The organism is Citrobacter sp. RHB25-C09 (assembly GCF_013836145.1).
GTDB lineage: Bacteria > Pseudomonadota > Gammaproteobacteria > Enterobacterales > Enterobacteriaceae > Citrobacter_A.
The window spans coordinates 3,127,184-3,140,594 of record NZ_CP057483.1; the positions used below are offsets into that span (position 1 = coordinate 3,127,184).

Consider the following 13,411-nt stretch of genomic DNA (forward strand, 5'->3'; position numbering starts at 1 on the left):
GGCACCACGAGTCCTGCTTAGATGTTGCTGTCGCCTTTGAAGCTGATCGGGAAAACCTCTTCCAGATCGCCGTGCGGACGCGGGATGACGTGCACAGAAACCAGCTCACCAATACGCTGAGCGGCGGCGGCGCCTGCATCGGTGGCTGCTTTGCACGCTGCAACATCACCGCGAACCATGGCAGTCACCAGACCGCCGCCAATCTGCTTCACACCAACCAGCTTCACGCGTGCGGCTTTGACCATCGCATCTGAGGCCTCAATCAGCGCAACCAGGCCCCGCGTTTCAATCATTCCTAATGCTTCCATTGTGTTTTCCTCTCATGGGGTCCAGAACGGGACCGTTTATACAACCAGGGTTTGCGAGTCGCGTTCGCGGCTCATGTCAGTCTGGCGCGGCACAGATGCCACCAACGCCAGTTCGATAATTTCCTGTACGCTACAGCCTCGGGAAAGGTCATGAAGCGGTGCGGCAAGCCCCTGAATCAGAGGCCCGACCGCGCGATAGCCCCCGAGACGCTGGGCGATCTTGTAGCCAATATTTCCTGCCTCCAGCGATGGAAAGACCATCACGTTGGCGTTACCGCGTAGCGGACTGGCGGGGGCTTTTTGTGCAGCCACCTCCGGCACGAAGGCGGCATCAAACTGCAGCTCGCCGTCGACGATGAGCTGGGGTGCGCGTTCACGGACAATCTCCGTCGCCTGCTGAACGTTCGCGACGTTGGGATGACGGGCGCTGCCGTTGCTTGAGAACGACAGCATCGCCACCCGCGGCTCTTCTCCGGTAATCCCGCTCCAGGTATCAGCGCTGGCGATAGCGATATCCGCCAACTGCGCCGCCGTCGGCTGCGGCACCACGCTACAGTCGGCAAACCCTAACGCTGGGCCGACGTACTGCGGCAACATGAGAAAAATGGAGGACAGCGTTTTGCAGCCCGGCTGGAGCCCGATAATGCGCAAACCTGCACGCAGCACGTTGGCGGTCGAAGAAAGGTTGCCCGCGATACAGACGTCAGCGCTGCCCGCGCTGACCATTGCCGCGGCAAACATCAGCGGGTCGTTGAGTTTTTCAACGGCATCCGGCGGTGTTTTCTCGCCTGCACGCGCCTGCCAGCGCTGGGCGAACGCCTCACGCATCGCCACGTTGCTGTGCGGGTCGATGACCTGAATCCCGTCCAGCGCGATACGATGACTAAGCGCGAACTGGCGCAGAGCAAACGGACTGGCCACCAGAATGGGACGCGCCAGCTTATGCTGTTGCAGATAGTGCGCGGCCTTCAGCACGCGCTCGTCTAAGGCGTCCGGAAAGACCACCCGCGCCGGAGCGCTCTGGGCAAGCTGGCGGGCGCGTTCAATAATCATTGTTCACCTCCCAGTCGCTGTTGGATCTGGCTGACGGTGAGCGGACGTTTCGTGACACAGAGAATCATCATCACGTAGACCGCGCTGGAAAGGCGGTTCAGCGCCTGCATGATGTCAGGGCGCAACACCTCGAAGCTGCGGGTGATGAACACCTGAGCGGCGATCGTTTCCGTCTCGCGAATTTTGGTACGCAGCAGATTCAGCAGCGCGGCATCACGGCCGTGGCTCGCTTCCGGCACCAGATGATCGTGATCGAGATAGCGCAGCGGCTGATGAGACAGCCGGTGCAGATCGTCTTCGCAAAGCCCGACAATTGCCTGCGCCGCCAGCGGCTCATCCATGGCATCAGCACGCATAATGTTGCCCAGCCGCGAACGAATATCCGCCAGCCACGGCTGCCAGGACTCCGCCAGCTCGATTTGCAGCCACACCGCCAGCGCGATAGTGCTGTCCAGCGCGGCACGAAAGCCGAGGCGCGGGTCGCTCTTGGCGACCATTTTGTCGGCGGTTAAATGGGTCAGGGTGTCGGGCTTTTTCGCTACCGGCTGGCGGCACAGTTCGCAGCAGGCCTGCGGATGGCTGTCGCTACTGGTTAAACCGTGTACCGGCTGCGGCTGCTGCTGTTCGTCATCGACAAACAGACGGCCCTGTTCATCAAGAAACTTGATGCGCAGGCGGCGACCTTCCAGCAACTCCCTGGCAGAAGGCGTCAGGCGGGCGTCGGCGGGGAGATGTATTTCTGCTCCCTCGCTGAGCGTATGGTTCGCTCTGAGCCACGCTTCGGTGATGAAATCTTTCATACCGATTGCCAGTTTGCCGGCCATGCCACGTAGAGAAAGCGCACGGTCGACGGCGTACCGAATTCAATGCTGGAGCCTTTCGGGATAAACATCACGTCCCCGGCTTTGGCAATCATCGTTTCCCCTTCATGACGCACGTGCAGCTCGCCTTCCAGGATCATGTCGATTTCGTCATAGTTCAGCGTCCATGGGAAAAAGGCGTTATCCCACTGCATAAACCCGGCGGCCATGCTGCTGCCGTCCTGTTCGGTCACCAGATCGGTTAAGCCCACACAGTGCGGCTCGGCACCGTCGAAACGGCCAAACTTGACGCTGCTGCCATCGACAACTTTGATCCCGCCTTTACCGGTCACCGATCTGAAACCAGGCTGCATTCCGCCCTGCTCCAGTGACGCTTTCTCCTTCATCACCTTGTCCATCAACTGCGCGACCAGGCTCTCGGTAAACTGGCCTTCCGGCAGCTGGGCGATAATGGTTTCACGGATGCGCTGGGTTTCGGTTTTGCCCTCATCGCCGCGCGCTGCTGCCGGTGTAGTTTCGTCGCATTCCACGAGGGTGATGCCCAGTAGCTCCGCGACCTCGCGTGCTTCCGGAGTAATGATGCTGGCACGCAAAACAACCGATATTTCCTGTTCGCCTTGTGCGTGCGCCGCACGAATATCATTTGCTGTAATGAGTTTTTTCACCTGCCCCTTCCTCCTGTTCGGTGAGCGTTGCCAGATAGTTGATTAAGCACTGCACGCTTTGTGGGTCATGGTTGTTGAGCGCGAAGATCGGCTCATGAAAACCTGTTTCCCGCAGTAATTGCCGTGTTGCAGCGACATCGGCATCCGGCATGTCCGTTTTACTGATAACGGCGATATGTCGTTTACGCGTGCCAATATCCAGCAGCCCGGCAGGTAAACGACTTTGTTGGTCATTTGCGGCATGGACATAAATCAACGTATCTACATCCTGCAACGTGGTAATTAAGGCGTGGTACCAACGGGGATGGCTGAAATATTCCCCAGGTGTATCAATATCGCCATTTTCATTAAACTCCACGGCCTGCGTTTTTCTGGCGAGGGAATAATTACCCTGTAGCGCATTAAAAAGGGTTGTTTTTCCCGCGCCGACGGTGCCAACGAACGCAATACGTTTCATACGCACTCCGAATTAGCTTTTTGTTAGCTCGCACAATGTGAAATTTAATAAACGCCCAAGACCGCTGACTGTCTGTAATAAGGCTTCCTCTACTGCGCCGACGGAGCCGTAGATCACCAGCGCACCACTGAACCGGTCGAGAAAACCGATATGCACATCGGCGGCCTTCATCGCCAGATCGCCCGCAATCATTGCGGTTTCACCGGGCGTCAGCGTCATAATACCGATGGCCCCGGCTTCGGGAACGCCGATCTTTTTCGCCAACTCTTCGCCCGGATGCGCAATGAGATGCGCCAGCGTGACCTGTTTGCCCGGCACAAATTCCTGAATGATGCGTTCTTTATCCATTTGCCACCGCCTGTACTGAGACTGAGCTTATCGTGGCAATTTTTTGTCAGAGTAAATAACAAAATTCGGCAAGGTGATTTAAAAGGTGAAGTAGATCACTTAGAAAGGGGAAATAAAAAAGCGCGGGAGAATCCCGCGCTGGAATAAATAAAACCTGGATTACAACGGTTGAGTTTGCGCTTCCACTACCGCCAGCGCCACCATATTAACGATTCGACGAACAGAGGCGATCGGCGTTAATACGTGTACCGGTTTTGCGACGCCCATCAGTACCGGGCCAACCGTTACCCCTTCGGAGCTGGAAACGCGCAGCAAGTTGTAACTAATACGCGCGGCTTCCATATTTGGCATTACCAGAATATTGGCAGAGCCCTTCAGCGGGCTGTCCGGCATCCGATCATTCCGTATGCTTTCCACCAGCGCAGCATCACCATGCATTTCACCATCGATCATCAACTCAGGCGCACGCATTTTGATAAGTTCCAGCGCGGCGCGCATTTTGCTGGCGGAAGGACCGTTGGACGAACCAAAGTTGGAATGCGACAGCAGCGCGACTCTCGGTTCGATACCAAAACGACGCACGGTTTCCGCCGCCATCACGGCGATTTCTGCCAGTTCGTCCGGGGTTGGATCGTCGTTGACGTAGGTGTCCGCGATAAAGGTGTTGCCGCTCGGCAGCAGCAGCGCGTTCATTGCCCCGGCGGTATGAACGCCGTCGCGGTAGCCAAAGACCTCTTTCACCACGCTGAAATGCTCATGGTAGTCACCAATGGTACCGCAGATCATCGCATCGGCTTCGCCACGCTGCACCATGATCGCGCCAATCACCGTGGTGTTAGCGATCACCGCGCGCTGAGCCTGCTCCTGCGTAATGCCGCGACGCTTCATGATCTGGTAATACTCGCTCCAGTACTCTTTAAAGCGCGGATCGGATTCATTATTGACGATCTCAAAATCGACACCCGCTTTGATCTGTAGTCCCAGCTTCTGGATGCGCATCTCGATCACGCTCGGACGACCAATCAGAATCGGCTTCGCCAGACCCAGCGTGATCAGCTCCTGCGTGGCGTGCAGTACGCGCGCCTCTTCCCCTTCCGGCAGCACCACGCGCTTCGGCGCTTTACGCGCCAGCGAGAAAATGGGCTTCATGAACAGGTTAGTTTTATAGACAAACTCCGTCAGCTTATCGATGTAGGCGTCGAAGTCGGCAATCGGGCGCGTTGCCACGCCGGAATCCATCGCCGCTTTGGCCACCGCAGGGGCGATTTTGACGATAAGACGCGGGTCGAACGGCTTAGGAATGATGTACTCCGCGCCGAAGCTCAGATCCTGATCGCCATAGGCCGAGGCTACGACTTCGCTCTGTTCGGCGTGCGCCAGTTCGGCAATGGCGTGAACCGCTGCCAGCTTCATCTCTTCGTTGATTGCCGTTGCACCAACGTCCAGCGCGCCACGGAAGATGAACGGGAAGCACAGCACGTTGTTCACCTGGTTCGGATAGTCTGAACGACCGGTACAGATAATGGCGTCGGGACGCACGGCTTTTGCCAGCGGCGGCAGGATTTCAGGTTCCGGGTTTGCCAGTGCCAGAATCATTGGCGCACGGGCCATTTTCTTGACCATCTCAGGGGTCAGCACTTTCGGTCCAGAGCAGCCGAGGAAAATATCCGCACCTTCGATAACGTCATCCAGCGTGCGTTTGCCGTCATCGACAACCGCGTAGGCCGCTTTGGTTTCCGCCATGTTTGGCTCACGGTCTTTGTAGATCACCCCTTTTGAGTCGCAGACCACGATGTTGTGCTTCTGCATTCCGAGCGCCACCAGCAGGTTCATACAGGCGATGGCCGCTGCGCCCGCGCCGGAAACCACCATCCGCACGTCGGAGATATTCTTTTCCACCACCCGCAGGCCATTCAGAACAGCGGCCGTACTGATGATCGCGGTGCCGTGCTGGTCGTCGTGGAAAACCGGGATGTTCATGCGCTCGCGCAGCTTCTGCTCAATGTAGAAACACTCAGGCGCTTTAATGTCTTCGAGGTTGATCCCGCCGAACGTCGGCTCCAGCGCGGCAACCACGTTGATAAATTTATCCGGGTCGAGTTCATCGACTTCGATATCGAAGACATCAATTCCGGCGAACTTTTTAAACAAAACGCCCTTACCTTCCATGACCGGTTTGCCCGCCAGCGCCCCGATATTGCCTAAGCCCAGCACCGCCGTACCGTTGGAGATCACCGCGACAAGGTTGCCGCGCGCGGTGTATTTGTACGCCGCCAGCGGATCTTTTTCGATTTCAAGGCAAGGCGCCGCAACGCCCGGCGAGTAGGCCAGCGCCAGATCGCGCTGCGTAGCGAGAGGCTTGGTGGGAGAAACCTGGATTTTACCCGGTACCGGAAACTCGTGGAAATCAAGGGCGCTTTGTTTTAACTGGTCATCCATCTTATTGTTCCTTTCACGTATCTATCAAAAAAGTGACGCGGCAGTTGAGTGCGCCGCACATTATCACCTTCCCGCGCGACACAAACTTTGAACATCCCCAAACTCTGACAATTCCAATAAAGAATTCGTAATCAACTCATAACATCCATGTTACCTGCTTAAGCCAGCAATACCATGCCTGTCTGCTATGCTTTTTTGTTATGCAGCGCCTGAATTTTCCAGAAGTGTGAATTAACGCACTCATCTAACACTTTACTTTTCAAGGAGTATTTCCTATGAACCAGCTAGACGGCATCAAACAATTCACCACTGTGGTGGCAGACAGTGGCGATATTGAGTCTATTCGTCATTACCAACCCGAAGACGCCACCACCAACCCTTCGCTGCTACTGAAAGCGGCTGCGCTGGAGCACTACGGTCACCTGATTGATGACGCCATCCAGTGGGGGAAAAAACACGGTCAAACCCAGGAACAACAGGTTGCCGAAGCCTGTGACAAACTGGCAGTGAATTTTGGTGCGGAAATTCTGAAAAGTATCCCCGGTCGCGTATCGACCGAAGTCGATGCACGCCTTTCTTTCGATAAAGAAAAGAGCATTGAGAAAGCCCGCCACCTGGTTGACCTGTACCAACAGCAGGGCATCGATAAATCACGCATTTTGATTAAGTTAGCCTCCACCTGGGAAGGGATTCGTGCAGCGGAAACGCTGGAAAAAGAGGGGATCCACTGCAACCTGACGCTGTTGTTCTCCTTTGCTCAGGCACGTGCCTGCGCGGAAGCCGGTGTCTTTTTGATCTCCCCGTTTGTGGGGCGCATTTATGACTGGTACCAGACACGCAGCCCGATGGATCCGTATGTGGTAGAGGAAGATCCGGGCGTTAAGTCGGTACGTAATATCTACGATTACTTTAAACAGCATCGCTATGACACCATCGTCATGGGTGCCAGCTTCCGCCGCACCGGACAGATCCTCGCGCTGACGGGCTGCGATCGTCTGACGATTGCCCCTAATCTACTGAAAGAACTGCAGGAAAAAGAAGAGCCAGTGGTACGCAAGCTGGTGCCTTCTTCACACACGTTCCCACGCCCAACGCCAATGACTGAAGCTGAATTCCGTTGGGAACATAACCAGGACGCAATGGCGGTTGAAAAACTGTCTGACGGCATCCGCCTGTTCGCTGTTGACCAACGCAAACTGGAAGACCTGCTTGCTGCCAAACTCTAAACCTTGCCATGGAGCTTTTTATGTCCCGTAAAGACCTTGCCAATGCCATTCGCGCGCTCAGTATGGACGCCGTTCAAAAAGCCAATTCCGGCCACCCGGGCGCACCGATGGGGATGGCGGATATCGCCGAAGTCCTGTGGAACGATTTTCTCCGCCATAACCCGACCGATCCCACCTGGTACGACCGCGACCGTTTTATTCTTTCAAACGGTCACGCCTCTATGCTGCTTTATAGCCTGCTTCACCTGTCGGGTTATGACCTACCCATTGAGGAGCTGAAAAACTTCCGCCAGTTGCATTCCAAAACGCCAGGACACCCGGAAATTGGCTATACGCCCGGCGTCGAAACGACCACCGGACCGCTCGGTCAGGGGCTGGCAAATGCCGTCGGTCTGGCGATAGCCGAGCGAACGCTGGCGGCGCAGTTTAACCAGCCGGACCATGAAATTGTCGATCACTACACCTATGTGTTTATGGGCGACGGTTGTCTGATGGAAGGGATTTCACACGAGGTCTGCTCACTGGCGGGGACGCTGGGGCTGGGTAAACTGATCGGTTTTTACGATCACAACGGGATCTCCATTGATGGTGAAACCGAAGGCTGGTTCACCGATGATACCGCCAAACGCTTTGAAGCCTATCACTGGCATGTGGTGCATGAGATTGACGGCCACGACCCGGAAGCTGTGAAAAAAGCCATTGAGGAAGCTCAGAGCGTTAAAGACAAACCCTCCCTGATTATCTGCCGCACGGTTATCGGCTTTGGTTCGCCAAACAAGTCGGGTAAAGAAGAAGCGCACGGTGCAGCGCTGGGGGAAGAAGAAGTGGCGCTCACCCGACAGAAACTGGGCTGGCACCACCCGGCATTCGAGGTGCCGAAAGAGATCTATCGCGCGTGGGATGCTCGCGAGAAAGGTGAAAAAGCGCAGCAGCGCTGGAAGGAGAAATTCGCCGCTTATGAGGAGGCCTATCCCGATCTGGCGGCAGAGTTTACCCGCCGGATGAGCGGCGGCCTGCCGAAAGAGTGGGAAAAAACCACGCAGAAATACATCAACGAATTGCAGGCTAATCCGGCCAAAATTGCCACCCGCAAAGCCTCGCAGAATACCCTTAACGCTTATGGTCCGCTGCTGCCAGAGCTATTAGGCGGCTCAGCGGACCTGGCGCCAAGCAACCTGACCATCTGGAAAGGATCCACCTCACTGAAAGAAGACCTCGCAGGGAATTACATCCACTATGGCGTGCGCGAATTCGGTATGACGGCCATCGCCAACGGTATCGCCCATCACGGGGGTTTTGTCCCTTATACCGCCACCTTCCTGATGTTTGTCGAGTATGCGCGTAACGCCGCGCGCATGGCGGCGCTGATGAAGGCACGGCAAATCATGGTGTATACCCACGACTCCATTGGTCTTGGGGAAGATGGCCCGACGCACCAGGCGGTGGAGCAGTTGGCGAGCCTGCGCTTAACGCCAAATTTCAGCACCTGGCGACCGTGTGACCAAGTTGAAGCGGCGGTCGGCTGGAAGCTGGCAATCGAGCGTCATAACGGCCCGACTGCGCTGATCCTCTCAAGGCAGAATCTCGCGCAGGTGGAACGCACACCGGAGCAGGTGAAGGAAATCGCACGCGGCGGATATATCCTGAAAGACGGCGGTGGTAAACCGGATATCATTCTGATCGCCACCGGTTCAGAGATGGAAATTACGCTCGGGGCCGCGGAAAAACTGACCGGTGAAGGCCATAGCGTGCGCGTGGTGTCTCTGCCATCGACGGATACCTTCGATGCTCAGGATGAGGCGTATCGGGAGTCTGTGCTGCCGTCAAACGTCACCGCGCGCGTGGCAGTTGAAGCGGGCATTGCCGACTATTGGTACAAGTATGTGGGACTGAAGGGGGCAATTGTCGGCATGACCGGGTACGGTGAATCCGCACCGGCAGAGAAGCTGTTCCCGTTCTTTGGCTTTACGATCGAGAATATCGTTGAGAAAGCGCATAACGTGTTGAAAGTTTAGCGCCCGATGGCGCTTCCTGTAGGCCGGATAAGGCGAAGCCGCTATCCGGCAACGGCTTAGCGCGTAATCCATAAGGTGGGCCAGGCATCTGGCCCATGCCAGCCGTCGCAGCTCGGCTCTTCGGCATATCGCACCAGACGAAAACGCTGACCATCAAAACGCCAGCGGGTCGTGATCCCACAGTCCGTTAGCCCCCGCCCTTTTGCCAGCGTGATTAACTCCCGCGTCTTTTCGTCAAATACGGCGTTCATTAGCTCCATATCATTGCTTTCCGCACCGTTGTTAAACGGCAGGCGTAGCCGAACGGCATGGGAGGCCAACGGTTTTTTACGCGAGACAATCCAGGCGAGATCGATCGTGTTGTACGCGCCGGCTTCGCAAGAAATTAGCATCAGGGCTTTATCATCAGTGAGGGCAAAAACCCGGACTTCACGACGCAAAGGGTCAAGTGAACAGCGAATGCCATTCATCCGCCAGTTACCGTAATCAAGAAGGTCGTTGCGTTCTTCCCGTGAGAGCGGGGTCGGCGTCGGATTCACCACCGCCACCCCTTTCAGTGCCGGTGCAGGTGGAACGCTGAGCGGCGGCTCATCGCCTTTTTCGATCCACGCGGTTTCGCTCCCTTTGCGCTTTTGTTGTGCGTCGATAAACAGCAACGCGGCTTTCAGCCCTGCCAGCGAAATGACCTGGTGACCTTTTTTCAGTGTGATTGCCTTTCCTTCCTGGACCTGCTGAATAAATTCAGTGATGGTTTTGGCATCATCAGTCATCAAATGCCACGGCGTGATCTTCCAGCGTTCACCGGTCAGCGTCAGTGGCTGACCGTCAAGCAGCAGGCGCGGGGCTATGTCAGCCTCGCCGGTGGGAGGGGTAAAGCCATCTAAATCAATACGTAAAACAGCATCGGTATGCGCCCCGGCGCTGCGACTCAGGGTCATCACCAGCCCGTGATGCTCGCCGGTATTTCGTGCGACACAGAAGTTTTGGTTATTACAGGTTACTTGCCAGTCGGAAAATGCCTGTTGCGCCGGAGCCGCCCACAGAAGCCGTATCGGCAACAGGCCGAGCAGGAAAAGTAAAAAAACGCGATAGCGCATGGACGGAAATAACCCCAACATTCACAGGAACAACACCCGCGTATCTTCGTTGTGCTGTGGGCCATGCTCAATCGGATTTATCGGATAGCGTAAAGAAACTGTAAAGATAATTACTCTTTAAATATCAATCCATTAAATGCGAGGATTGTAAATAGTTGAGCAATAACACGGTCTTACCGTCTCGTATCTCTCCGGTTTTAATCATCTCCAGCGCCTGACTAAACGGTAATTCCAGTACCTCGATATCTTCATCTTCCACACCACCGCCCACGTTAGCACGCTGGCTGTCGCTGTATTCAGCGATAAAAAAGTGGATAAGCTCGGTCACACCACCAGGGGACATATACAGCTCAAAAAGTTTACGCACTGCACCAACTTCATATCCCGTCTCTTCGATAGCTTCTTTGCGGATGCAGGCTTCCGGTTCGTCGTTGTCCAGCAATCCGGCGCAGGTTTCAATCAGTTGGCCGCTTTCATTACCATTTACCCAGGTAGCGACCCGGAACTGGCGAACCAGTACCACCGTCTTTTTCTCTGAGTTGTAAAGCAGGATAGTGGCACCATTACCGCGATCGTACACTTCTCGTTTATGACGGATAACTTCGCCGTTCGTGCGCGTGAGATCGTAAGTAATGTTGCGCAGGATGAAATAGTTGTCGGAAAGGACGTTGTCTTTGATGAGGGTGATTTTTTGCGACATACCGGCTCCACAGCGTAAGAAGAGGAACAATACTATGCCCTGAAATCGAGTTTGTCAGCGTGGGATTAGGCCGAAATATGCCGGATGGCGACGCTCGCGCCTTATCCGGCCTACGGGTGATGTAGACCGGATAAGCAAAGCGTCATCAGGCATTGAGCCAGTCAATTATCCCCTGCGCGGCATGACGCCCTTCCGCCATCGCCGTGACCACGAGATCCGCCCCGCGTACCGCATCACCGCCTGCGAATATCTTCGGGTTGCTGGTTTGATAGCGGTATCGGCTCTCGACGTCTGCCGCGATGCGCCCCCAGCTATCCACCTTAACCCCGTGTGTCTCCAGCCACGGCATACCGTGCGGGTGGAAGCCAAACGCCATAATGACGGCATCTGCCGACATCACAAATTCGCTCCCTGCGATGGGAACCGGTCGGCGACGTCCCTGTGGATCCGGCTCGCCAAGCTGGGTACGCAGAAAGCGAACGCCGCAGACGCGTCCCTCATCATTCAGCGCCAGATCCACCGGCTGAACGTTGAATTCGAAGTTTGCCCCCTCTTCGCGGGCATTTTTTACCTCTTTCTTCGAACCCGGCATATTGGCTTCATCGCGACGGTAGGCGCAGGTCACCTTGCTTGCGCCATGTCGCAACGCGGTGCGTACGCAGTCCATCGCCGTATCGCCGCCGCCCAGTACCACCACGTTCAGCCCTGCGGTATCGATATACGGCTGCTCTGCCAGTTCCTCCAGCCCCATGACCTGTTTAGTATTGGCGATCAAAAACGGCAGCGCGTCGTAAACGCCTGGCGCATCTTCATTGGGCAGGTCAGCTTTCATGGAACGGTAGGTGCCGACGCCAACAAAAACCGCATCATAATCCTGTAAAAGCGCTTCCATTTTTACGTCTCGGCCCACTTCGCAGTTCAGCTCAAAATGAATGCCCATCGCGCTGAAGATTTCCCGACGGCGCGCCAGCAGGGATTTATCCAGTTTGAATGCCGGGATACCAAAGGTCAGTAATCCGCCGATTTCCGGATGACGGTCAAAAACGGTGGCGCTCACCCCATGACGGGCAAGCACATCCGCACAGGCCAGCCCCGCCGGTCCTGCGCCAATAATGGCGACACGTTTGTCGACCTTCTGCACGTGGCTGAGATCTGGCCGCCAGCCTTTGCCAAGCGCCTGGTCTGAAATAAAGCGCTCGATATTGCCGATGGTCACCGCACCGTACTCGTCGCGGACGGTGCAGGCGCCTTCGCAAAGTCGGTCCTGCGGACAGACGCGCCCGGTGATCTCCGGCAGGCAGTTGGTCTGATGCGAAAGCTCCACCGCCGCATCGATATCTCCGGCCTTCACCAGTTCAATCCACTGCGGAATGTGGTTATGCAACGGGCAGGTCCATTCGCAAATGCTGTGCTCGCCACATTTCAGACAGCGCGACGCTTCCTGTTCTGCCTGGGAAGGCGTAAACGGCAGATAGATTTCATCAAAGCTGGCTTTGCGCGCGTCTATAGCGAGCTTATCCGCTTCACCGCGCGCCGGAGTCGCGTGCATTTGTTCAATTTTACTCCGTGTGCGCGGTGCCTGTATGACTGCTTCCCCGTGCCACGGCTGATTCTCCTGACGTGCGGTGCGCAAACGCCTGGCCTTCGCTAACCCAGTTAGCGACGACTCTGTCACCAGACTGAGCGCGTCAGCCGGGCAGTTTTCCACACAGGCCGGCCCATTCTCTCGCCCATGACAAAGATCGCATTTATGCGCCGTGGCTTTAACCCGATCCTGCGCGACGGGCGTCAGGACAATCTGCATGGTGCCAAACGGACAGGCCACCACACAGGATTTACAGCCGATACATTTTTGCTGATTGACCTGTACACTATCGTTGACGTGGCGTATTGCCCCGTTCGGACAGCTTCGGGCACAAGGGGCATCTTCGCAGTGGTGGCAGGTCACCGCGCTGCGCTGATGTAAATGCTTTACCACCGTAATTCGTGGCTGATAATGGCGTTGACTCAACACATGCTGCTCATTGTTGTGAGCCATAACGCAGGCGACTTCACAGGCATGGCAACCCAGACATTGCTGGCTGTTGGCCATAATAAAACGATTCATGACGACCTTCTTTTTTGGTTGTAAAAACCTTATTCTTTATAAGAGTGTTATTACCCGACGAAGAAGGGCGTCGGCAATGTTCATTTGCCCAGGAAGCACAACTATTTCTACAGAACCTGTGGCAGATCAATTTATTTCAGCTCAAGTGAAATTGTGTTTCAAAAACTTGAGAGTG

Annotated in this window: 12 protein-coding genes; 2 read left to right on the forward strand and 10 right to left on the reverse strand. The window is 55.7% G+C overall.

The genetic code is table 11. The features are described 5' to 3' along the window. Nucleotides 1-17: 17 nt before the first annotated feature. From eutM to maeB, 7 genes are all read right to left on the reverse strand, one after another. On the reverse strand, nucleotides 18-308 hold the full coding sequence (gene eutM, locus HVY19_RS14735) for an ethanolamine utilization microcompartment protein EutM (protein WP_000387720.1): 291 nt from the start codon (nucleotides 306-308) through the stop codon (nucleotides 18-20). A 36-nt stretch (nucleotides 309-344) separates the two neighbouring features. Next, nucleotides 345-1,361: a phosphate acetyltransferase gene (gene pta / locus HVY19_RS14740; RefSeq protein ID WP_181681290.1), complete on the reverse strand. Its 1,017-nt coding sequence runs from the start codon at nucleotides 1,359-1,361 to the stop codon at nucleotides 345-347. Further along, nucleotides 1,358-2,161, reverse strand: coding sequence for an ethanolamine utilization cob(I)yrinic acid a,c-diamide adenosyltransferase EutT (eutT, locus tag HVY19_RS14745; protein WP_181681291.1), 804 nt, complete (start codon nucleotides 2,159-2,161; stop codon nucleotides 1,358-1,360). The genes pta and eutT overlap by 4 nt, the downstream gene beginning before the upstream one ends. Further along, the gene (eutQ, locus tag HVY19_RS14750) at nucleotides 2,158-2,847 is read right to left on the reverse strand and encodes an ethanolamine utilization acetate kinase EutQ (protein ID WP_181681292.1); all 690 of its coding nucleotides are present in this window, start codon (nucleotides 2,845-2,847) and stop codon (nucleotides 2,158-2,160) included. Before eutQ ends, eutT begins: the two co-directional genes overlap by 4 nt. Continuing rightward, nucleotides 2,822-3,304, reverse strand: coding sequence for an ethanolamine utilization acetate kinase EutP (gene eutP, locus HVY19_RS14755; RefSeq protein ID WP_181681293.1), 483 nt, complete (start codon nucleotides 3,302-3,304; stop codon nucleotides 2,822-2,824). Before eutP ends, eutQ begins: the two co-directional genes overlap by 26 nt. Before the next feature lie 12 nt (nucleotides 3,305-3,316). Further along, complete coding sequence (gene eutS, locus HVY19_RS14760) at nucleotides 3,317-3,652, reverse strand: ethanolamine utilization microcompartment protein EutS (protein ID WP_012131326.1); 336 nt, start codon at nucleotides 3,650-3,652, stop codon at nucleotides 3,317-3,319. Nucleotides 3,653-3,811: 159 nt separating this feature from the next. Beyond that, nucleotides 3,812-6,091: an NADP-dependent oxaloacetate-decarboxylating malate dehydrogenase gene (gene maeB, locus HVY19_RS14765; protein WP_181681294.1), complete on the reverse strand. Its 2,280-nt coding sequence runs from the start codon at nucleotides 6,089-6,091 to the stop codon at nucleotides 3,812-3,814. Between the two features lie 275 nt (nucleotides 6,092-6,366). Between maeB and tal the strand changes: the two genes are divergently transcribed. After that, a complete protein-coding gene (gene tal, locus HVY19_RS14770; protein WP_181681295.1) occupies nucleotides 6,367-7,317 on the forward strand; it encodes a transaldolase in 951 nt (316 codons plus the stop codon). 20 nt (nucleotides 7,318-7,337) lie between these two features. Next, complete coding sequence (tkt, locus tag HVY19_RS14775; RefSeq protein ID WP_181681296.1) at nucleotides 7,338-9,332, forward strand: transketolase; 1,995 nt, start codon at nucleotides 7,338-7,340, stop codon at nucleotides 9,330-9,332. A gap of 56 nt (nucleotides 9,333-9,388) precedes the next feature. Here tkt and HVY19_RS14780 read toward each other — a convergent pair whose 3' ends face one another. The 3 genes from HVY19_RS14780 to aegA form a co-directional block, all read right to left on the reverse strand. Beyond that, nucleotides 9,389-10,429, reverse strand: coding sequence for a DUF1176 domain-containing protein (locus tag HVY19_RS14780; RefSeq protein ID WP_181684294.1), 1,041 nt, complete (start codon nucleotides 10,427-10,429; stop codon nucleotides 9,389-9,391). 124 nt (nucleotides 10,430-10,553) lie between these two features. Continuing rightward, complete coding sequence (gene nudK, locus HVY19_RS14785; protein ID WP_181681297.1) at nucleotides 10,554-11,129, reverse strand: GDP-mannose pyrophosphatase NudK; 576 nt, start codon at nucleotides 11,127-11,129, stop codon at nucleotides 10,554-10,556. Nucleotides 11,130-11,274: 145 nt separating this feature from the next. Beyond that, entirely contained in the window at nucleotides 11,275-13,236 is a 1,962-nt protein-coding gene (aegA, locus tag HVY19_RS14790; RefSeq protein WP_181681298.1) for a formate-dependent uric acid utilization protein AegA, read from the reverse strand. Nucleotides 13,237-13,411: the final 175 nt, after the last annotated feature.

Excerpts from the sequence above, each read along its gene's own strand:
- eutM (WP_000387720.1), bottom strand. The coding sequence starts at position 308 with ATGGAAGCATTAGGAATGATTGAAACGCGGGGCCTGGTTGCGCTGATT.
- pta (WP_181681290.1), bottom strand. The coding sequence starts at position 1,361 with ATGATTATTGAACGCGCCCGCCAGCTTGCCCAGAGCGCTCCGGCGCGG.
- eutT (WP_181681291.1), bottom strand. The coding sequence starts at position 2,161 with ATGAAAGATTTCATCACCGAAGCGTGGCTCAGAGCGAACCATACGCTC.
- eutP (WP_181681293.1), bottom strand. The coding sequence starts at position 3,304 with ATGAAACGTATTGCGTTCGTTGGCACCGTCGGCGCGGGAAAAACAACC.
- eutS (WP_012131326.1), bottom strand. The coding sequence starts at position 3,652 with ATGGATAAAGAACGCATCATTCAGGAATTTGTGCCGGGCAAACAGGTC.
- maeB (WP_181681294.1), bottom strand. The coding sequence starts at position 6,091 with ATGGATGACCAGTTAAAACAAAGCGCCCTTGATTTCCACGAGTTTCCG.
- tal (WP_181681295.1), top strand. The coding sequence starts at position 6,367 with ATGAACCAGCTAGACGGCATCAAACAATTCACCACTGTGGTGGCAGAC.
- tkt (WP_181681296.1), top strand. The coding sequence starts at position 7,338 with ATGTCCCGTAAAGACCTTGCCAATGCCATTCGCGCGCTCAGTATGGAC.
- HVY19_RS14780 (WP_181684294.1), bottom strand. The coding sequence starts at position 10,429 with ATGCGCTATCGCGTTTTTTTACTTTTCCTGCTCGGCCTGTTGCCGATA.
- nudK (WP_181681297.1), bottom strand. The coding sequence starts at position 11,129 with ATGTCGCAAAAAATCACCCTCATCAAAGACAACGTCCTTTCCGACAAC.
- aegA (WP_181681298.1), bottom strand. The coding sequence starts at position 13,236 with ATGAATCGTTTTATTATGGCCAACAGCCAGCAATGTCTGGGTTGCCAT.